Source organism: Virgibacillus halodenitrificans JCM 12304 (genome assembly GCF_001310895.1).
GTDB classification, from domain to species: domain Bacteria; phylum Bacillota; class Bacilli; order Bacillales; family Amphibacillaceae; genus Virgibacillus_Q; species Virgibacillus_Q halodenitrificans.
Map to the genome: position 1 here is coordinate 17,323 of NZ_BAZS01000006.1, position 19,411 is coordinate 36,733.

The 19,411-nt window shown below is 35.9% G+C and carries 21 protein-coding genes and 1 pseudogene; 21 read left to right on the forward strand and 1 reads right to left on the reverse strand.

Features of this window, described 5'->3' with window-relative positions; all coding sequences use genetic code 11:
- The first annotated feature begins 18 nt into the window (after positions 1-18).
- The 12 genes from JCM12304_RS05030 (at position 19) to JCM12304_RS05085 (ending at position 10,660) form a co-directional block, all read left to right on the forward strand.
- Positions 19-1,323 carry a pyrimidine-nucleoside phosphorylase gene (locus JCM12304_RS05030; RefSeq protein ID WP_019378318.1) on the forward strand — a complete coding sequence of 435 codons (1,305 nt, stop codon included), beginning with the start codon at positions 19-21 and terminating at the stop codon, positions 1,321-1,323.
- Positions 1,324-1,540: 217 nt separating this feature from the next.
- A complete protein-coding gene (locus tag JCM12304_RS05035; protein ID WP_060678831.1) occupies positions 1,541-2,722 on the forward strand; it encodes a D-alanyl-D-alanine carboxypeptidase family protein in 1,182 nt (393 codons plus the stop codon).
- A gap of 106 nt (positions 2,723-2,828) precedes the next feature.
- Positions 2,829-3,182 (forward strand): anti-sigma F factor antagonist, encoded by a 354-nt coding sequence (spoIIAA, locus tag JCM12304_RS05040; RefSeq protein ID WP_019378320.1) that lies wholly within the window; start codon positions 2,829-2,831, stop codon positions 3,180-3,182.
- A complete protein-coding gene (gene spoIIAB, locus JCM12304_RS05045; RefSeq protein ID WP_019378321.1) occupies positions 3,179-3,619 on the forward strand; it encodes an anti-sigma F factor in 441 nt (146 codons plus the stop codon). Before spoIIAA ends, spoIIAB begins: the two co-directional genes overlap by 4 nt.
- Positions 3,620-3,627: 8 nt before the next feature.
- Positions 3,628-4,380 carry an RNA polymerase sporulation sigma factor SigF gene (gene sigF / locus JCM12304_RS05050; RefSeq protein ID WP_019378322.1) on the forward strand — a complete coding sequence of 251 codons (753 nt, stop codon included), beginning with the start codon at positions 3,628-3,630 and terminating at the stop codon, positions 4,378-4,380.
- A 782-nt stretch (positions 4,381-5,162) separates the two neighbouring features.
- On the forward strand, positions 5,163-5,777 hold the full coding sequence (locus JCM12304_RS05055; protein WP_019378323.1) for a stage V sporulation protein AA: 615 nt from the start codon (positions 5,163-5,165) through the stop codon (positions 5,775-5,777).
- Positions 5,758-6,183 carry a stage V sporulation protein AB gene (locus JCM12304_RS05060; RefSeq protein WP_060678833.1) on the forward strand — a complete coding sequence of 142 codons (426 nt, stop codon included), beginning with the start codon at positions 5,758-5,760 and terminating at the stop codon, positions 6,181-6,183. Before JCM12304_RS05055 ends, JCM12304_RS05060 begins: the two co-directional genes overlap by 20 nt.
- Before the next feature lie 20 nt (positions 6,184-6,203).
- On the forward strand, positions 6,204-7,685 hold the full coding sequence (locus JCM12304_RS05065) for a spore germination protein (protein ID WP_019378325.1): 1,482 nt from the start codon (positions 6,204-6,206) through the stop codon (positions 7,683-7,685).
- An 86-nt stretch (positions 7,686-7,771) separates the two neighbouring features.
- Positions 7,772-9,079 (forward strand): diaminopimelate decarboxylase, encoded by a 1,308-nt coding sequence (lysA, locus tag JCM12304_RS05070; protein WP_060678834.1) that lies wholly within the window; start codon positions 7,772-7,774, stop codon positions 9,077-9,079.
- Between the two features lie 77 nt (positions 9,080-9,156).
- The gene (locus JCM12304_RS05075) at positions 9,157-9,594 is read left to right on the forward strand and encodes a peptidylprolyl isomerase (RefSeq protein WP_019378327.1); all 438 of its coding nucleotides are present in this window, start codon (positions 9,157-9,159) and stop codon (positions 9,592-9,594) included.
- A 21-nt stretch (positions 9,595-9,615) separates the two neighbouring features.
- Positions 9,616-10,068 carry a M50 family metallopeptidase gene (locus JCM12304_RS05080; protein ID WP_060678837.1) on the forward strand — a complete coding sequence of 151 codons (453 nt, stop codon included), beginning with the start codon at positions 9,616-9,618 and terminating at the stop codon, positions 10,066-10,068.
- A 220-nt stretch (positions 10,069-10,288) separates the two neighbouring features.
- Positions 10,289-10,660 carry a GNAT family N-acetyltransferase gene (locus tag JCM12304_RS05085; RefSeq protein ID WP_060678838.1) on the forward strand — a complete coding sequence of 124 codons (372 nt, stop codon included), beginning with the start codon at positions 10,289-10,291 and terminating at the stop codon, positions 10,658-10,660.
- A gap of 146 nt (positions 10,661-10,806) precedes the next feature.
- Here the strand turns inward: JCM12304_RS05085 and JCM12304_RS05090 are convergent, their stop codons facing one another.
- The gene (locus JCM12304_RS05090; RefSeq protein WP_019378330.1) at positions 10,807-10,896 is read right to left on the reverse strand and encodes a YjcZ family sporulation protein; all 90 of its coding nucleotides are present in this window, start codon (positions 10,894-10,896) and stop codon (positions 10,807-10,809) included.
- Positions 10,897-11,041: 145 nt separating this feature from the next.
- On the opposite strand from JCM12304_RS05090, the gene JCM12304_RS05095 reads away from it, so the two are divergent.
- From JCM12304_RS05095 to ccsA, 9 genes and pseudogenes are all read left to right on the forward strand, one after another.
- Positions 11,042-11,779 (forward strand): segregation/condensation protein A, encoded by a 738-nt coding sequence (locus JCM12304_RS05095; RefSeq protein WP_060678840.1) that lies wholly within the window; start codon positions 11,042-11,044, stop codon positions 11,777-11,779.
- A 2-nt stretch (positions 11,780-11,781) separates the two neighbouring features.
- Complete coding sequence (gene scpB / locus JCM12304_RS05100; RefSeq protein ID WP_019378332.1) at positions 11,782-12,366, forward strand: SMC-Scp complex subunit ScpB; 585 nt, start codon at positions 11,782-11,784, stop codon at positions 12,364-12,366.
- Positions 12,367-12,687: 321 nt separating this feature from the next.
- The gene (locus JCM12304_RS05105; protein ID WP_060678842.1) at positions 12,688-13,785 is read left to right on the forward strand and encodes a D-alanyl-D-alanine carboxypeptidase family protein; all 1,098 of its coding nucleotides are present in this window, start codon (positions 12,688-12,690) and stop codon (positions 13,783-13,785) included.
- A pseudogene (locus JCM12304_RS05110) lies at positions 13,779-14,359 on the forward strand (nucleoside recognition domain-containing protein). Before JCM12304_RS05105 ends, JCM12304_RS05110 begins: the two are co-directional and overlap by 7 nt.
- Positions 14,360-14,453: 94 nt before the next feature.
- Positions 14,454-14,984, forward strand: a complete 531-nt coding sequence (locus JCM12304_RS05115; protein ID WP_019378335.1) for a spore maturation protein — start codon at positions 14,454-14,456, stop codon at positions 14,982-14,984.
- 80 nt (positions 14,985-15,064) lie between these two features.
- Complete coding sequence (locus tag JCM12304_RS05120; protein WP_019378336.1) at positions 15,065-15,802, forward strand: pseudouridine synthase; 738 nt, start codon at positions 15,065-15,067, stop codon at positions 15,800-15,802.
- Positions 15,803-15,860: 58 nt separating this feature from the next.
- Entirely contained in the window at positions 15,861-16,436 is a 576-nt protein-coding gene (gene resA, locus JCM12304_RS05125) for a thiol-disulfide oxidoreductase ResA (RefSeq protein WP_060678845.1), read from the forward strand.
- A gap of 30 nt (positions 16,437-16,466) precedes the next feature.
- The gene (resB, locus tag JCM12304_RS05130; protein ID WP_060678847.1) at positions 16,467-18,110 is read left to right on the forward strand and encodes a cytochrome c biogenesis protein ResB; all 1,644 of its coding nucleotides are present in this window, start codon (positions 16,467-16,469) and stop codon (positions 18,108-18,110) included.
- 26 nt (positions 18,111-18,136) lie between these two features.
- A complete protein-coding gene (gene ccsA / locus JCM12304_RS05135) occupies positions 18,137-19,327 on the forward strand; it encodes a cytochrome c biogenesis protein CcsA (protein ID WP_019378339.1) in 1,191 nt (396 codons plus the stop codon).
- Positions 19,328-19,411: the final 84 nt, after the last annotated feature.

The window sequence follows — 19,411 nt, forward strand, 5'->3', positions numbered from 1 at the left end:
CTATTAGGGGCGATAAAGATGAGAATGTATGACATTATTGAGAAAAAAAGAGATGGAGAAGAATTAACTTCTGAAGAAATTAACTATTTTATCGAGGGTTATACGAACGGAGATATCCCGGATTACCAAACCAGCGCACTTTTAATGGCTATCTATTTTCAAGATATGACGGAAGAAGAGAGAGCAAACCTGACGTTAGCTATGGTTGAATCCGGCGATCAAATTAATCTTTCCGATATAAACGGAGTAAAAGTAGATAAACACTCCACCGGTGGAGTAGGAGATACAACTACTTTAATACTTGCGCCTTTGGTAGCCTCTGTCGGTGTCCCGGTAGCCAAGATGAGCGGTCGTGGCTTGGGACATACAGGAGGTACAATTGATAAACTAGAATCTGTTCCAGGTTTCCATGTGGAGATATCAAATGATGAATTTATAAATCTTGTAAACAGGAATAAAGTAGCTGTTATTGGTCAGTCAGGCAATTTAACTCCAGCTGACAAGAAAATTTATGGCTTACGTGATGTCACAGCAACAGTTAGCTCTATCCCATTGATAGCGAGTTCTATAATGAGTAAAAAAATAGCCTCTGGAGCGGATGCTATCGTGCTTGATGTTAAAACAGGTTCCGGTGCTTTCATGAAGGATTTGAAAGATGCTCAGTCACTGGCTAAGGCGATGGTATCCATCGGAAATAAAGTGGGAAGAAACACAATGGCGGTTATTTCCGATATGAGTCAGCCTTTGGGTTATGCCATTGGTAATGCGCTGGAAGTGAAAGAAGCAATTGAGACCTTAAAAGGTAAAGGCCCAGAAGATTTGACTGAGTTATGTTTAACATTAGGTAGTCAAATGGTAGTTCTGGCTAAACAAGCGGAAAATCTAGATGAAGCCAGAAACAAATTAGAAGAAAATTTGCGAAACGGTAAAGCATTTGAAAAGTTTAAAGAATTCCTTGAATCTCAAGGTGGAGACCCTTCCGTCGCTGATCAACCAGAACTTTTGCCACAAGCAAAATATAAGATAGATGTACCTGCTAAAGAAGCAGGCACAGTTTCTGAAATTGTTGCAAATGAAATTGGTACTGCAGCAATGATGCTAGGAGCAGGAAGAGCAACTAAAGAATCAGAGATTGATCTAGGTGTTGGTATTGTTTTGCATAAAAAGATCGGAGATTCAGTTGAAAAAGGAGAGACCTTACTGACTGTCCATTCCAACAAAGAAGACATTGAAGAAGTAAAACAATTATTATATAAGAACATCACCATAGCTTCGTCAGAAATTAAAGCACCAACATTAATCTATGAGGTTTATACAGATTAATGTTTAAGAAAATATATTTTTAATTATGGGAAATCCGAACTGATTCTTTTAATATGAATCATAGTTCGGATTTTTCTTTATGGCTTTAAAGTATTTGTTACGGCACTTAACATTTCAAATGAGTTTATTTACATCGCTAAACTGACTTATAAAGCAGTATAAATATATTTACTAATGGGAATCCTATACTTATATAAAATGAGTTGGAGGTAGTACGATGAAGAAAAAGTTACTCATAACCAGTATGATGGTAATTGTTTATAGCTTATTTGGAATGTCAGTATATGCGGAAGAAAGTAAAGGAGATCAAACCAATTCAATTAACCTTGCAGATAATGCGAAATCTGCAATTTTATTAGAAAGAGATACTGGTCAAGTATTCTATGATAAAGATGCACACGTAAAATTACCCCCTGCTAGTATGACTAAAATTATGACATTATTATTAATTATGGAAGCATTGGAACAAGGTGACTTAAAGTACGAAGAAAAAGTTAGGGTGAGTGAGCGTGCTGCTTCTATGGGAGGTTCTCAGATTTTTCTGGAGGCAGGCGAAGAAATGACTGTAAAAGATTTGCTTAAAGGGATTGCAGTTGCCTCTGGCAATGATGCAAGCGTTGCTTTAGCAGAAAGAATTGCTGGCAGTGAAAAAGCGTTTGTAAAAAAGATGAATCAAAAAGTAAAGAAACTAGGTTTAGAAAACACAAAGTTTCAAAATACAACTGGTTTACCGGCAGAAGATCACTATAGCACAGCCTATGATATGGCTATGATAGCGAAAGAACTCTTGAAATATGAAGAAATCACAAAGTATACCTCCATTTATGAAGATTATTTGAGAAAAGGGAAAGAAAATGAATTTTGGCTTGTTAACACAAATAAACTTGTAAAGTTTTACCCTGGCGTAGATGGGTTGAAAACAGGTTATACCAATGAAGCAAAGTATTGCTTAACTGCTACTGCCAAGAAAGATGACATGAGAGTTATAGCTGTTGTGATGGGCGCAGGGACGATTAAAGAGAGGAATGCAACAATATCGGGTATGCTGGATTATGCATTTAATCATTATGAAACAAAGCATATATTTGATAAAGGTGAGCGAATAACTTCATTAAATCTTTTAAAGGCAGAAAGAAAAAATATTGAAATAATTACTTCAGAGTCTATAAGTACCGTTCACCGAAAAGGCGAAGACACAAAGAATGTTGAAACTGTCATTACACTAGACTCTGAATTTACTTTACCTTTGAAAAAGGGAGCTAAAGTAGGAATGTTATATGTAAAGGACGGAGACAAAACGTTATCTAAGACACCACTTACAGTGAAAGAAGATATCGAAAAGGCATCTTATTTAACCTTATTTAAAAGATCTGTGCAAAAATTAGCGAATTCTAGGTGATATCTTCTAATTTCAATGAAATACTTCTTCTTTTGTCACTTAGCAGGATTTCAATCAATCAATATAGAAAGAGAGTCATATGAAGTTATGTAAGGAGGAAAAGAAGATGGGTCTTAGTGCAGAATTTCAAGTGAAAGATGAAGTATTGATCGTTAGGCTCTCCGGTGAGTTAGATCATCACGAAGCAGAAGAGCTTCGTGATAAATGGAAAGAAGAAATTTATAAACATGGGATAAAACATGTGATCTTAAATCTGGAAGCTGTAAGCTTTATGGATAGTTCCGGACTTGGAGTGGTCTTAGGCAGATATAAAGAAGTACTACAACTCGGTGGGGAAATGGTAGTGTGTTCTATTTCTCCGCCAATAAGAAGACTATTTGAGATGTCGGGGTTATTTAAAATAATCAGACTGGAAGAAAGTGAGCAATTTGCCTTAGAAACGTTGGGGGTGGCTTCATGAAAAATGAGATGGCAGTAGAGTTTTTAAGTGTAAGTGAGAACGAGTCTTTTGCAAGGGTGACCGTTGGTGCTTTTATCTCCCAATTGGACCCTACTATGGATGAACTAACGGAAATTAAAACAGTTGTTTCTGAAGCAGTAACTAATTCTATTATTCATGGTTACAATAATGAACCTAACCATCAGGTTTTCATTAAGTGCATTATTCACGAAGGTGAGATTGAACTAGTTATTAAGGATAACGGTGTAGGTATAGGTGACGTGGAAGAAGCAAGACAACCTTTATACACTTCAAAGCCAGATTTGGAAAGGTCTGGAATGGGGTTTACAATAATTGAAAATTTCATGGATACTATTGAGGTTATTTCTAATCCAGGTGAAGGAACAACAGTTCACATGACAAAACAACTAATAAACAGTAAGACTGTTTGTAAGTAGGGATGTCTATGAATGTAAACGTTAAAAAAGAAAACAAGACACTAACTGATGAACAGGTAAAAGAGTATATTCGCAGAAGTCAACAAGGTGATATGAGTGCAAGGGACTTGTTGGTGGAAAAAAATGTCCGTCTTGTCTGGTCAGTTGTTCAGCGTTTCATGAATAGAGGCTACGAACAAGAAGATCTTTTTCAAATTGGAAGTATTGGTTTAATAAAATCGATTGATAAATTTGATTTATCCTATGATGTTCGATTTTCAACATATGCCGTACCTATGATTATTGGAGAGATCCAACGTTTTCTTCGAGATGATGGCAGTTTAAAAGTTAGTCGTTCTTTAAAAGAAATGGGAAACAAAATTAGAAGAAAAAAGGATGAATTGACTAAAGAACTTGGTAGGTCTCCTACTGTTAATGAGATAGCCAACGCATTAGAAATTTCTTCTGAAGAAGTAGTACATGCACAGGAGGCTTCAAAGTCACCGCATTCCATTCATGAAACAGTTTACGAGAACGATGGGGATCCTATCACTTTACTTGATCAAATTGCTGAGCAAGACTCCCACTGGTTCGAAAAAATCACTTTGCAGGAAGCGATTCGAGGTTTAAATGAGCGAGAAAGATTGATTGTCTATTTAAGATACTACAAAGATCAAACACAATCTGAAGTTGCCCAGAGACTGGGAATATCGCAGGTACAAGTTTCCAGACTTGAGAAAAAAATCCTGCAGGATATGAAAGTCAACATAGATGGTACATAACAAAGAAGATCACCATACTGATGGTGATCTTTTTACATGACAAGAAGTATATTCATCATTACCACCTATTTGGATAATACTACAAATAATGTAGTTATCCAATGATTCGCAAAATGGATAAAATGCGAAGTAACTTTTCGTCTTAAGCGTAAGAAAAATAACTGTGTTGCTGGAAAGTTCACTGAAATATTGAATCTGATTACACCACCGCTACGGAAAAAACTACGCTTTTCGGGGGCGGCTGATGAGCCTCCTCATGCTAACGCATTCCGGGGTCTCACCTATGCCTCATCTCCCCCAGAAGTCTCCGTATTTTCCTCCGCTTAGTTTTACTTTATAAGCTATAAGTGACTTTAGTATCAGGTGTAAAAAGCTAGCTTAACATCCTCAAGGACAAGTGAAAAAAACCACTCTTTTAAAGCTCGTACAAATTGATTGGAGCGGAAGGGGGTGATTCTTACCGGAATAGCATGAGCTGAAGACTCTGCACGGACCTTAGCGAAGGAAGCGGCCGAGGCCATGCTGGCGGCAAAGAAGACACTGTGAGGGCACGAGCAGATGTCGCGCTTGTACCCGGAGGTGTGAAAGCTTCCGCCTGAAACGCAAATCAATGGGTGCTTCCTCTGTAAAATGAATTACTCCGTCCACCACAAGTTACGTCGCATTTCCCTCCAACTATGAATGAACAAACTTATTTGTACGCAACATTTGCAATTGAATCTAATAATAATTCCTTTTTTGGTAAACAATACAGGTAGATTATCATTTAGAGGAGAGATCCTGTGTCTATTGTTTATCTTAGAATGAAAAAAAGTGTTGAATTACCTAAATATCAAGAAGTTACCTTAAAAAATATTGCACATATCTCCATAGATTCTTCTTACAAAGAAGAGCTGGATAATACAACTATTTATCACATAACAAAAAAGGATAAAAATATTGTAGTAATTGACAGTTTTTTAATCATTGATTATTTAAATAAAAAATTCCCTGAGTTGGAACTGCAAGTTATAGGCCCAGCTCAATGTATTATTCGGATTCATGAAAAGAAAAAGCCATTATCCTTTCTTCTGGTAGTAATCGTATGGCTAATTTTATTCATAGGCACCGCAATGACGATCATGAATTTTCATTATGATGTCAGTATGCAGGAAGTTCAGCAAAAGCTCCACTTTTTATTGACAGGACAAGAGAATGAGTTTCCATTATGGATTCAGGTCCCTTACTCAATTGGACTTGGGATAGGTATGTTACTGTTCTTTAATCATTGGTTTAGCAAAAAATTTAATGAGGAACCAAGCCCCCTGGAAATCGAGATTAATAATTACCAGCAAAATTTAGATGATTATTTAATCCAAAATGAAAATATGTTGGACGATGAAAGAAATAATCGTTAATTTTTTTCAAGCACTTATTGGATTTTCCGGAGGGATAGCGGTCGGAGCTGGCTTTGTAGCATTTCTGACTGTTCTTGGGGTTATTCCGCGAATGGTACAACTGACAAAAAGAAAAAAATTAGTGAAAGTATACGGTGCGTGTGTGCTGATTGCATCTATCTTTGGTACATTTATTTCCTTTGCTAATATTAGCTGGGATCAGCCAACTATTATGCTAATTGTATGGGGATTGCTTCATGGTATCTTTAATGGCATGCTTGCTGCGGCTTTAACTGAGGTTTTGAACGTATTTCCAGTATTATCAAAAAGGATTGGAATGGATGATTATTTATTATTCCTTTTAATGGCTTTTGTGTTTGGTAAGATTGCCGGTTCATTATTTCAATGGCTGTATTTTGTTAAATAACTGATTTAGGGGTGAAAGCAATGAAACGCCGAGATAATAAAATAGCGGTCTCATCTAATATAATGGATAACCAAACATATATGAAAAAAAGAATTGGACTAGATGTCTCCTTTGATTTGGGGTTCCGCGAAATTACATTATTAAGAAAAAAGGTTCAGTTATATTATGTGACAGGTTTATGTGATTCTGTTATTATTCAAGAAATTTTAGAAACTCTTATTCAAATAAATGATAATGAAGCAAATTCCAAGAAGTTAAAAGAAATTGTCAATAATCGGTTAGTGCATCAACAGGTAGAAGAAGTAGAAACGATGGATGAAGTCGTGGATAATTTGCTTTCCGGATTAATTATCGTCTTTGTAAATGGTGAAAAAATTGCCTTTGTCATTGATGTACGTAATTATCCTGGTCGAACCCCTGAAGAACCAGATACAGAAAGAGTGATTCGTGGATCACGTGATGGCTACACCGAAAACATTGTAGAAAGCACAGCTCTAACGAGAAGGAGAATTCGAGACGCTCGTTTACGTAATGAAATGTTGAAAGTGGGAGAACGTTCCAAAACGGATGTGTGTGTTACTTACTTGGAAGACGTAGCTGATGATGGATTAGTAAAAACTATTAAAGATAAGATTGAAAAAATTGAAGTTGATGGGATTACAATGGCCGACAAAACGTTGGAAGAGTTTATTATCGATAGAAAATGGAGTCCTTACCCCCTAGTAAGGTATACAGAAAGACCAGACGTAGCGGCTTCTCATTTGTTAGAAGGACATGTTATTGTTTTTGTAGATACTTCCCCAAGTGCCATTATTTTACCAACTACTTTTTTTCATCATATGCAGCACGCTGAGGAATACAGGGAAGCACCTCTAACAGGAACTTTTATTCGTCTCATTCGGTTTATTGCTGTTTTTATATCTTTATATCTCTTGCCCGTCTGGTTGTTATTTGTTATTGAACCAACGTTTTTACCGAAAGAACTGGCTTTTATTGGACCAAATGATGAGGGGAATATCCCTATCACCTATCAAATCATATTAGGTATAATCGGCTTAGAGTTTTTGCGAATGGCAGCAATTCATACTCCCACACCTTTAGCAACAGCAATGGGTCTGATAGCAGCCGTTCTGATTGGACAAATTGCAATTGATGTTGGGATGTTTGGTCCGGAAGTAATTCTGTATATCTCAGTAAGCGCAATAGGCTCTTATGTTACACCAAGTTATGAATTGAGCGTGGCAAATAAGTTAATAAATTTAGGATTAGTTTTGGCAGTGGGTTTCTTTGGGGTTTACGGATTAACTATCGGTGTATTGTCACACCTACTCTTTTTAATCCATTTACGTTCCATAAAAACACCTTACTTATGGCCATTTATTCCATTTAACCCACGAGCAATGTTACAAATTATTTTTCGGGTCCCTAAACCATACAGTAATAGTAGACCGAGTATTGTGCATCCGAAAAACAACTATAGTCAACCAATTAAAAAGAGCTAAGTATGATGTTAGCTCTTTTAAAATTTTCATTATTATGATAAAGTTTGTAATTATATTTAGGTGTTGGGGAACGGAGGAACTTAAGCATGATTATTGACAATCATCCCTTTAAAGTAAATGAATTAGGTCATTTAGAAGTTGGAGGGATAGATACTACTTATTTAGCAAGCAAATATGGGACACCATTGTATGTATATGATGTAGAATTAATTCGTAAAAATTGTAGGTCTTTTGTTCAAACATTTAATAATTTAAATGTAAATGCTAAAGTAGCATATGCGAGCAAAGCTTTTTCATCAATTGCTATGCTCCAAGTAATAAAACAGGAAAACCTTTGCTTGGATGTTGTCTCGGAAGGTGAATTATATACTGCGATCCAAGCCGATTTCCCTACAGAGAAAATCCATATGCACGGCAATAATAAAAGTGAAGAAGAACTTACGATGGCTATCGAAAATAACATTGGTTGTATTGTTATAGATAACTTTAATGAAATACATTTACTGGAAAGCTTGCTTGAAAAGCATGAAAAACAAATGGATGTTCTTCTTCGGGTAACTCCAGGAATTGAATCCAAAACACATCAATATATTATGACTGGAAATGAAGATTCTAAATTCGGTTTTAATTTAAATAATGGACAGGCTGAAAAAGCGTTCTGTTTATTACATGAACACAGCAGGATCCAATTTAAAGGGTTGCATTGCCACATAGGTTCACAAATTTTTGAAACTGATCGTTTTTTAATTGCTGTAGAGCTATTATTTCAGGAGTTGAATACTTGGAAGGAAAAACATGGTTATACTCCAGAAGTATTGAATTTGGGGGGCGGTTTTGGAATTAGATATACGGAAAAGGATAACCCTATTCCTTATGAATTTTATATAGAGGAATTAGTCAAAGCGGTCCGTAACCACTCCCGTAAAATGGGCATACCGATGCCTGAAATTTGGCTTGAACCAGGCAGAGCAATAGTTGGAAATGCAGGGATCACCTTGTATACGATTGGCTCCCAAAAGCATATACCGGGTACGAGAGATTATATTTCCATTAATGGAGGAATGACAGATAATATGCGACCAGCGTTATATCAGGCCAAGTATGAAGGAGTTATTGCGAATAAAGCGTCACACCCTCCTGTGAGGGATGTTTCCGTTGCAGGTAAATGTTGCGAATCCGGCGATATGTTAATCTGGGACTTGCCTGTTCCAGAAGTTAACAATGGTGACGTGCTTGCCGTATTTTCAACAGGGGCTTATGGCTATTCAATGGCAAATCATTATAATCGCTTGCCTAAGGCAGCTGTAGTGTTTGTAGAGAATGGAACTGAAAAATTAGTTGTACGTCGAGAAAGCTATATGGATGTTACAAAAAATGATTTACATTATGTTTAAAGTAAGCATTTCTTTTCATAAAATAAATTAAGTGGTAAAATAACACTGGTTGAAAAATAGTAAAGGGGTTGTGACCTATGTCTAAACATGGTTATATCTTGATGGAAAATGGTAATAAAATAGAATTTGAATTATACCCAAATGAAGCTCCAAACACTGTTGCTAACTTTGAAAAACTTGCCAACGATAACTTTTATGATGGGTTGACTTTTCATAGAGTAATTGACGGATTTGTTAGCCAGGGTGGTTGTCCAGTTGGAAATGGAACGGGCTCTGCTGGCTACACTATAAAATGTGAAACTGAAGGAAATCCTCATAAGCATGAAGAAGGTTCTTTATCTATGGCGCATGCAGGAAAAGATACAGGTAGCTGTCAATTCTTTATTGTGCATGAAGCTCAGCCGCATCTCGACGGGGTGCACACGGTATTTGGTAAAGTAACCTCAGGCATTGAGCATGCCAAAGCAATGAAAAATGGAGATCAAATGAAAGAAATGAAAGTTTTTTCTGAGTAGTAGGTGTAAGGATAAAATAGAATGAGTATACCTTTACTGTTTTATCTGATATTAATTGTAGCGCCAATTAGTATTGCAATGCATGAACTCGGTCATGCATTAATGGCTATTGTGTTAAAAGCACATAAGGTGGAAGTTTCAATCGGAGCTGGAAAAAAACTGGGGGGAATTTCCCGGAAAGGATTTCAGCTCTCCATCTATAGCCTTTACTTTTTAGGCGGCGTAGTAGAGCATGAAAAGAAACATCCATATAAATTGAGAGAGATTATATGGATCAGCTTATCCGGTCCTATTATGAATGCTATAATAGCATTTATTGTTTATTTACTTTATGATTGGATACCTAACAATTATACTTCTTTATTTCTTTTATTTAATATTTGGCTAGCGGTTGTAAATTTAATTCCTTTTAAGATAAAGGAAAAGCAAACGGATGGTTATACCATTTTTAAGGAGATTATCAGAAGAATTTAGACATACATATAGTTGAAAAAGGTATTATTTGGGAGATTTTTGTTCATCCTTATTAATAATAGCTATGCGAGAGTTGACAAATAATAATAATAATGTATAAATATATATAATAACAAGCAAAAAGATACGAATCAAATCTTACTTATTCAAATGTTAGTTTAATTTTAATAAACAACAGGATAACCTGTTATTTAAGTTATTTTGTTAATGAGGGGTATCTATGTTAATTCGCTATAAGAAGAACTTAGAAAAAATCGCCATGGGTTTATTATCTTTTATGCCTGAGGAAAAAAAAGACGTGAAAAAATTACAGCAGACGATAAAAGAATATGAAACTAATCCAGATTGGCATCTTTTTTTGTGGAAAGAAGATGATGATATATTAGGTGCTGTAGGTTTAAAGATTGAAGATGAAATTAATGCTGTTATTCAACACGTATCTGTCAATCCATCTCACCGAAATAATGGAATAGGTAAAAAAATGGTTATTGAAGTGAGTAATCTATATCAGGAGAAATACGCTGTCTGTGCAAGTGATGAAGTGCAACAGTTCTATACAAAATGTGATGATGTAGATGAACATAATGGTTAATTAAAAATCTGGACATGGCTAATCCAGTAATAAAGTATCCAAAGTTTTAAATCTATAGTGCCCTAGTTAAATAAAAAGCCAGCCCTCTTATATGAAGGGCTGGCTTTTTATTTTTTTATTTTACGGCATTGTTATACAGTTTTGGTTTAGAACCAAGCTGCCCCAACGATTATTAACAGAATAAATAGAACTACAATTAGCGCAAAACCGCCGCCATATCCATAACTATTGCTCATAATAGTACTCCTCCTTTTTCTTCTTAAGACAAATAAATTGTGTTATTATTTATCTTACATTAGTAAATTATGTAGGGACCCTGTTGTTTGTATAGGCGTTTATGCCAAACTCATGCAACAAAAATTAGAAAGGATGTTGTTAAAAATGAATCAGGCATATGAGGTGAAACTAGATAAGTTCGAGGGGCCACTTGATTTACTTTTACATCTAATTAACCAATATGAGATAGATATATATGATATTCCAGTTGCTGTAATTACTGAACAATATATGAACTATATACATACAATGCAACGACTTGAATTGAACGTTGCAAGTGAATACTTGGTAATGGCTGCAACATTGGTTGCCATTAAAAGCGAAATGCTCTTGCCGAAGCCTGATATAGTGGAAGATACAGAGGAGTATATGGAAGACCCAAGGACTGAACTTATGGAGCGGCTAATTGAATATAGAAAATATAAAGAGGCTGCAGAAAAATTAAGGGAGAGAGAAGAAGACTTAAATCAAGTTCACACACGTCCCCCTTCTTCGTTTGAAGAATTGTTAAATGAACCACCTACCTTGACTAGAGGAAATATTTCTGTGTATGATATGTTGCACGCGCTTGGAAAGATGATGGAAAGAAAAAAATGGAAAGAACCACTGGAGACAAGAATAAGTAAGGCGGAAATATCTATAGAAAAGCGGATGGACGAGATATTTGAACAAGTTAGCAGAGCTAAAGAGGGCTTGCTATTTTATGAATTATTCAGCGTTCCATCAAATAGTGCGATTGTAGTTACCTTTATGGCATTACTGGAACTAATGAAAGATAATAAAGTCTATTGTAATCAAGAGAAACATTTTGAAGCTTTATATGTTTATCATATGGAGGAATAAACGTGGAAATTACGGAACACAAAGCGATCTTAGAAGGTCTCCTTTTTGCAAGCGGGGACGAAGGAATTACTTGCAAACAAATTTCAAAAATTATAGAAGTGCCCGAGGATTATGTTGTTCACATATTGGAAGAATTACGTTTTGACTACGAAAGTGAACACAGAGGAGTAACTATTTTGGAGTCAAATCAACAGTACTATATGACAACTAAACCTGAGCACAGTTCCTATTATAAAAAGATGTTGGAAACACCAATGCTTACGAAGCTTTCCCAGGCAGCTTTGGAAACACTTGCTATTATTGCATATCGACAACCGATCACCAGAACTGAGATTGAGGAAATAAGAGGAGTTAAAAGTGATCGTCCAGTACAAACATTGATTGCTCGTATGCTAATTGAAGAGGTAGGAAGAAGAGAAGGAATTGGTCGACCAGTTCTTTTTGCAACAACAAAAGAGTTTTTAACGTTCTTCGGATTAACTTCTCTAGAAGAACTTCCCCCACTTCCAGAGGTCTCAGATCCAAGCAATGTAGAGGAAGATGCAGATCTTTTCTTTAAACAATTCAATGAAAAATTAAGTGAATGATAGGTGAATGCAGAGCTGGGTATGTAAGCCCGGCGCTAATAGGAATAGCCATATAATTGCTGATAATGAAATTACCAGTGAAATTAATTGTCCATTCAAGCGAATTTCATCTAAGTACATAACCAGGCATAATACAATATTACTTAAAAAAAAGTTACTTAACGTCAACTTTTTTGTTTATTTTTGGAGAGCATGTACTCTCAGTTTCATTAGCGAACAGTACTTCTCGATCTTTGACGATGGTAGAATGTAAAATTTACTCATACTCGATATATACAAGCATATTATATAAAGACACTACTACGGTGGAGGAGAACTATTATGCGTTATATCATACTTACGATGACTATTTTGTTAATTATTGCTTTCCCAAGGATTGGACAAGCATCCCCTGCAGTCTCAGCTAATAATGCTATATTAATGGAAGCTTCATCAGGAAGAGTTTTATTTGAAAAAAGAGCTTACGATAGACAATCCATCGCCAGTATTACAAAAATAATGACTGCGATTATAGCAATTGAATCTGGAAATTTAGACAAGAAAGTAACTGCAAGCCGTAAAGCAGTTTATACAGAGGGTTCTTCAATATATTTAGAACAAGGGGAAAAAATGACTCTGGAAGACCTTTTATATGGCTTGATGCTTCGCTCTGGAAACGATGCCGCGGTGGCCATTAGTGAGCACGTAGGCGGTAGTGAGGAAGGTTTTACTTTTTTAATGAATGAAAAGGCTAAATGGTTAGGTATGAATGATTCTCATTTTATGAACCCACACGGTCTTGATGCAAAGGAGCATTATTCTTCAGCTTACGACATGGCATTGCTTACAAAATATGCAATGGATAATAAAAAATTTAGAGCAATTAGTGGAGCAGAGACTTACTTATCTGATGCAAGAACCTACAGCTGGAGAAATAAAAATAAATTACTTACTCAGTATTATAAATATTGTACAGGAGGAAAGACAGGTTATACCAAAAAGACTGGAAGAACACTTGTCACAACTGCTGAAAAAGATGGGATGAAGTTAATTGCCGTTACCTTAGATGCACCAGACGATTGGAATGACCATATTCAATTATTTGAATGGGGTTTTAAAAATTATAAAATGAAGACAGTGGAAAAAAAGGGAGAAAAATTATATAAACTTGATGACATAAACAATCTGACTTCAGGTTATATCAGGGATGATGTAGAATACCCACTAACTGAAGATGAAACGGACAGGATAGTGCAGAAAAACGTGTTGCTTGCTAAAACCAAGCAATCAGCTAATAATCCGATAGGTAAGTCGGTATTTTACCTTAACAACCAACCTATACTGCAAGCTTCTGTATATGATCATCCGAAACGTAGGGACTTATCCGCAGATCTAAAATACATGATAGAAAAAGTTATGGGTATGAATTCTATATGGTAAATATAATTTGGGCTTCTATGGCGATCATAGGTATTATTTATGCAATGTTTAATGGAACAATGGAAGAAGTAAATAAAGCATTATTTGCAAGCGCTCAGGAAGCAGTAACACTATCGATTGGTCTCATTAGTGTTCTTGTGTTCTGGCTTGGGATTATGAAGGTAGCTGAAGAAGCTGGAATATTAAAATTCCTGCTAAATTATTTCGCCCCTTTGTAACTCGATTATTTCCCGAAGTGCCAAAGGATCACCCGGCCATGGGGTATATTTTAAGTAATTTTACTGCAAATATATTTGGGTTAGGAAATGCAGCAACACCACTAGGCATAAAAGCAATGGAACAAATGAAGCAATTAAGCGGTAGCGAAACTGCATCCCGTTCTATGATTACATTTCTGGCATTAAACACCTCTAGTCTCACGATCATACCAACAACCGTCATAGCTATACGAATGCAATATGATTCTGTCTCACCAACAGAAATAGTTGGTACAACAATTATTGCTACTGTCATCTCTTCCACTGGAGCTATACTAATTGATCGCTTTTTCGCCTATAGAGAAAACAAAAAATAACCATGCTTTATGCTATGTTAAAAATAATTGAAGTAATCTTCTTTAGAATAAGTAAATAGGCGAAAAGTTTATATTAAATGTGGGGGGATAGATCATGCAGTTAATAACCTCTATAAGCACATGGCTTATACCGTGCTTTTTACTTCTGGTTTTGATAACCGCTACAATGAAAAGAGTACCAGCTTATGAATCATTTGTGGAAGGAGGAAAGGATGGTGTCAAGATGGCATTTTCCTTACTTCCTTTTTTAGTAGGTATGATTGTATCCATTTCAATTTTAAGAAGCTCTGGGGTTTTGGAAGCTTTTATTGGCTTACTAGCACCGGCCCTATCCTATATGGGCGTTCCGCCTGATATTATTCCTTTAGCAATTGTCCGGCCTATATCAGGAACCGCTGCTTTGGGAATGACTACAGAGCTAATTAGCACACATGGCCCTGATTCGTTTATTGGCAGACTTGCTTCCACGATGCAAGGAAGTACTGATACGACATTGTACATTTTAACGGTATACTTTGGGGCAGTTGGTATTCGGAAAATGGGGTATGCTTTAAAAGTTGGACTATTAGCAGACCTTCTTGGTATAATAGCATCAGTAATTGTAGTAAAATTGGTGTTTGGATAATAAATAATGACTTAGTAGCGTTAACATAAAGTTAACGCTATTATTGTGTAAGAAAATTTTGTGGAAATGGTGATAAAAAGATGACAAACTCTTTAGAAAGACTTCAGAAAGTAATAGCACAAAGTGGAGTTACTTCGAGAAGAAAAGCGGAACAACTTATTATAGATGGAAAAGTAAAAGTAAATGGAAAAACAATTACGGAATTAGGTACAAAGGTAACTCAAGGAGACCAGATAGAAATAGATGGAGTTCCTTTAGAAAAAGAAGAGCCTGTATATTATATGCTTTACAAACCTAGAGGGGTTATCTCTAGTGTGAAGGATGACAAGGGGAGAAAAGTCGTAACAGAAATACTTGGAGATATACAAGAGAGAGTTTTTCCTGTAGGAAGATTAGATTATGATACGTCTGGACTTCTTCTTCTTACGAATGATGGTGAGTTCGCTAATTTGCTAATGCATCCTAAATATCAAATTGAAAAAGTATATGTTACTAAGGTTAAAGGCCTCCCAACAAAAAAAGAATTGGGCTTACTGCGAAAAGGAGTTCGCGACGAGGGAGACTTATTGAAGGCTGTACGTTACGATATCCTTTCTACGGACAAAAATAAAAATACTAGTATTATTCAGTTAACCTTGCAGGAAGGAAAAAATAAACATGTACGTAGAATGATGGACAAGCTTGGCTATCCTGTTATTAAGCTTAAAAGAGAAAAGTATGGCATGTTAACATTGGAAGGTTTGCAACCAGGGAAGTATCGACCGCTTACTCCAAAAGAAGTAAAGCAAATGAGAAATCTTGCATTAGAAAATTGTTAAACAATAGTCAAAATTAGAAGTAAGCTTAAATGGTATAATAGCTGAGGGAGTGATCGGCTTGAGCTTAGACAAAATTAGAGAAAATAAGAAAGTAAAGAAACGTAATCGCCTGATTTTTCGTTCGATTATATTAGCAATTTTAGTTGGTGCAGTCATTTTTGCACTTGTTTCCCATTTTCAGAAAGATAATGCTATTTATAAAGCGGGTGACAAAGCACCGGATTTTCAGCTCCAACAGATTAATGAGAATAATGAGCTAGAAACAATTCAACTTAGCGACTTAAAGGGAAAAGGAGTCATGCTTAACTTTTGGGGCACATGGTGTGAGCCTTGTAAAGTTGAAATGCCTTATATGCAAAAGCTTTATCCAAAATACAAAGAACAAGGAGTTGAGATTGTAGCTGTAAGTCTTGATGCCACTCAATTAGTGGTTAAACGTTTCATCGATGAATATGGTCTTACATTTCCTGTTCCGTTTGATAAATCAGGTGAAGTGAAGGATTTGTATAAAATAGGGCCGATTCCAAGCACATTATTTATTAACCCCGAAGGCGAAATAGTTGAAGTTGTGGAAGGGGCCTTGACGTTAGACAGATTGGAAAGTTATTTGCAGGATATTAAGCCGAAAAGCTAATATCATTTTAACTTATTGCGAGGGATTTAAATGAATAAAATAAAGTGTGAATGCGGGCATGTTAATCCGGAAGGGACAGTGCTCTGTGAATCATGTGGAAAGCCGATTGAAGGAAACCAGCATATTGACGGAAATGATAAAAAAAAGCTATTAAACATGCGTTATGACGGTACAGCAAGAAGATCTCAAACATACAATAAATCCATCATTGATAAAATTTGGAGTTTTTTCTCATCTGTTAAAGTAGGGGTATGGCTGATTGTTCTTGCTTTGATCGCTTCAGCAATTGGGTCCATATTTCCTCAAGAAATGTACATACCTGCCGATGCACCATCCCGGGATCCAGCTGTTTTCTACGAGGCTCAATATGGTATTTTTGGTTTAATTTTTTATCAGCTTGGATTCCATAATTTATATAGTTCTTGGTGGTATATGGTATTAATCGCTTTAATCGGTATTTCTCTAGTTATATGTAGTTTGGACCGTTTCGTACCGCTATACAAAGCATTAAAGAAACAAAAAGCCAAGCGTCATGAAACTTTTTTGAGAAGACAACGATTGTTCAGTGAAACGAATGCGGTGACCGATGAAGAGATACAATTAATTAAACAACAGTTAAAAAATCAAAAGTATAAGCTTCAAGAAGAGAATGGTCATATCCTAGCTGAAAAAGGCCGTTTTTCAAGGTGGGGACCATATGTCAATCATATTGGTTTAATTATTATTTTACTTGCAGCGATTTTGCGCTTAACCCCGCTGTTTTATACCAATGAATACGTATGGGTAAGAGAAGGACAGCAATTAGTGATTCCTGGAACAGACGGAGAGTATTATATAGAAAACAAAGATTTTATCATTGAAACATATGATAAAAATGACAAAAAATTCCAGGAAGCAATTGTTAAAGAAGGTGGAGAGATCCCAAGCAATTTTCAGACAAATGCTATTATATATAAAGCAGAGGAATCTTCCGTACCAGGAGCAGACCCTGACCTAACAAAAATTATTGAAGATAGTATTCGTATGAATCAACCGATCCAATTCGATGGTTATTCGATTTACCAATCTGGCTACCAATTAAATGAGTTTACCAACATGACATTTAAATTGCATGAAGTTGAGGATGCAGAAGAAAAAGCGCTGGGATCGTTTACAATTGATTTAAATTCGCCTAAACCGGAATACATTTTAGATAACGGTTTTAAAGTGGAGATAAGTAAATATTATCCTGACTATTACTTAAACGATAATAATATTCCTGCTTCAAAAACTAACTTTCCCAGAAATCCTGCATTTGTACTCTTAGTATATCCACCAGATAGCGAAGAAGCAGAAGTTAGCTTTTTAGGCATAGGTAAGAATATTGATGCTACTGGTGAAAATGATTATAAGTTAGGAATTACCGACTTTGAAATGCATGATGTTAGTGGTTTAGCTGTAAAGCGTGACTACTCCTTACCTTTCTTCGGTCTAGGGGCGTTGATCTTCATGATTGGTGTAATACAGGGGATGTATTGGCAGCATAGAAGAATTTGGATACAACCATCAAATGGTGGTTTATTAATGGCTGCACATACAAATAAAAACTGGTTTGGTGTCAAAAAAGACATTGAAAAAGTGATAGCTGGTACACAAGTTAATATGGTGAATGATCAGCAGGAACTTGATGATTAACCAATGTTTATATTAGGAGGATATACATGGGAGATTTAACAACGATCAGTAGTACGATGTTATATATAACTTTTATACTGTACTTAATAGCAACCATTTTTTTTGCTGCTACGATAAAGGACAAACGCACAAGTTCAAAGAAGGGAAATGCTGGTAAAATAGGAATTACTATTACTATTATTGGTTTTTTATCCCAACTCACATATTTTGTGACCAGATGGATAGCTAGTGGTCATGTACCTGTTAGTAATTTGTTTGAGTTTATGACCTTTTTCGGGATGTCTCTGGTACTGGCATTTATCATCATTTACTTTATCTATGATTTGCAGGTTTTAGGATTATTTGCATTACCAGTTGCATTAATTATTATTGCATATGCCAGCATGTTCCCTACTGATATATCGCCATTGGTTCCATCGTTGCAAAGTCACTGGCTATATATTCACGTCACAACCGTATCACTTGCAGAAGGTATTTTGGCCTTTAGCTTTGTATCGGGATTGATCTATTTAATAAGACAAATTGACCAGACGAAGAGCAGTAAACGCACAGCATGGCTAGAAGTAGTATTGTACTCATTAATCGTGTTTGTTGGTTTTATTGTTATTACAGTAACCTTTAATATGATGAATTATAATGCTACCTTTACTTATCCAACAGGCGGACAAACTTTGGAGTCTAATTATCATTTACCTCCTATAGCAGGTCCAAATGATGGGGAATTGCTAACGAAAGATGCAAATCAACCTTTATTTGAAACTCCTGCTTGGATGCACGGGGCAGATGCAGGCAGAAAGTTTAATACACTAATCTGGTCGTTTATAACCGGAACTGTATTATACGTACTTTTACGAGTTGTACTTCGTAAACGAATTGGTGCAGTTATTCAACCATTGTTGAAAAATACTAAACCTGATTTACTTGATGAAATCACGTATAGAGCTGTAGCAATTGGTTTCCCTGTATTTACTTTAGGTGGTTTAATATTCGCTGCAATTTGGGCACAGGAAGCGTGGGGACGTTTCTGGGGCTGGGATCCGAAAGAAGTATGGGCGCTAATTACTTGGTTCTTCTATGCTGCTTTTCTTCACCTAAGACTTTCCAGAGGATGGCATGGAGAAAAATCTGCCTGGCTCGCAACTGTAGGTTTCGCTATAATTATGTTTAATCTAGTTGCAGTAAATCTTGTGTTGGCAGGTTTACATTCATACGCTTAATTCTTCCAACAAGGCATCTTTTGAAAAAGAGATGCCTTGTTTTTTCTTATACTTTTTATAGTTTATAGTTTATACTCTATGTAA

What these genes read in the sequence shown, in the direction of transcription:
- JCM12304_RS05030 (WP_019378318.1), top strand. Translation starts at nt 19, where the DNA reads ATGAGAATGTATGACATTATTGAGAAAAAAAGAGATGGAGAAGAATTA.
- JCM12304_RS05035 (WP_060678831.1), top strand. Translation starts at nt 1,541, where the DNA reads ATGAAGAAAAAGTTACTCATAACCAGTATGATGGTAATTGTTTATAGC.
- spoIIAA (WP_019378320.1), top strand. Translation starts at nt 2,829, where the DNA reads ATGGGTCTTAGTGCAGAATTTCAAGTGAAAGATGAAGTATTGATCGTT.
- spoIIAB (WP_019378321.1), top strand. Translation starts at nt 3,179, where the DNA reads ATGAAAAATGAGATGGCAGTAGAGTTTTTAAGTGTAAGTGAGAACGAG.
- sigF (WP_019378322.1), top strand. Translation starts at nt 3,628, where the DNA reads ATGAATGTAAACGTTAAAAAAGAAAACAAGACACTAACTGATGAACAG.
- JCM12304_RS05060 (WP_060678833.1), top strand. Translation starts at nt 5,758, where the DNA reads ATGAAAGAAATAATCGTTAATTTTTTTCAAGCACTTATTGGATTTTCC.
- JCM12304_RS05065 (WP_019378325.1), top strand. Translation starts at nt 6,204, where the DNA reads ATGAAACGCCGAGATAATAAAATAGCGGTCTCATCTAATATAATGGAT.
- lysA (WP_060678834.1), top strand. Translation starts at nt 7,772, where the DNA reads ATGATTATTGACAATCATCCCTTTAAAGTAAATGAATTAGGTCATTTA.
- JCM12304_RS05075 (WP_019378327.1), top strand. Translation starts at nt 9,157, where the DNA reads ATGTCTAAACATGGTTATATCTTGATGGAAAATGGTAATAAAATAGAA.
- JCM12304_RS05080 (WP_060678837.1), top strand. Translation starts at nt 9,616, where the DNA reads ATGAGTATACCTTTACTGTTTTATCTGATATTAATTGTAGCGCCAATT.
- JCM12304_RS05085 (WP_060678838.1), top strand. Translation starts at nt 10,289, where the DNA reads ATGTTAATTCGCTATAAGAAGAACTTAGAAAAAATCGCCATGGGTTTA.
- JCM12304_RS05090 (WP_019378330.1), bottom strand. Translation starts at nt 10,896, where the DNA reads ATGAGCAATAGTTATGGATATGGCGGCGGTTTTGCGCTAATTGTAGTT.
- JCM12304_RS05095 (WP_060678840.1), top strand. Translation starts at nt 11,042, where the DNA reads ATGAATCAGGCATATGAGGTGAAACTAGATAAGTTCGAGGGGCCACTT.
- JCM12304_RS05105 (WP_060678842.1), top strand. Translation starts at nt 12,688, where the DNA reads ATGCGTTATATCATACTTACGATGACTATTTTGTTAATTATTGCTTTC.
- JCM12304_RS05115 (WP_019378335.1), top strand. Translation starts at nt 14,454, where the DNA reads ATGCAGTTAATAACCTCTATAAGCACATGGCTTATACCGTGCTTTTTA.
- JCM12304_RS05120 (WP_019378336.1), top strand. Translation starts at nt 15,065, where the DNA reads ATGACAAACTCTTTAGAAAGACTTCAGAAAGTAATAGCACAAAGTGGA.
- resB (WP_060678847.1), top strand. Translation starts at nt 16,467, where the DNA reads ATGAATAAAATAAAGTGTGAATGCGGGCATGTTAATCCGGAAGGGACA.
- ccsA (WP_019378339.1), top strand. Translation starts at nt 18,137, where the DNA reads ATGGGAGATTTAACAACGATCAGTAGTACGATGTTATATATAACTTTT.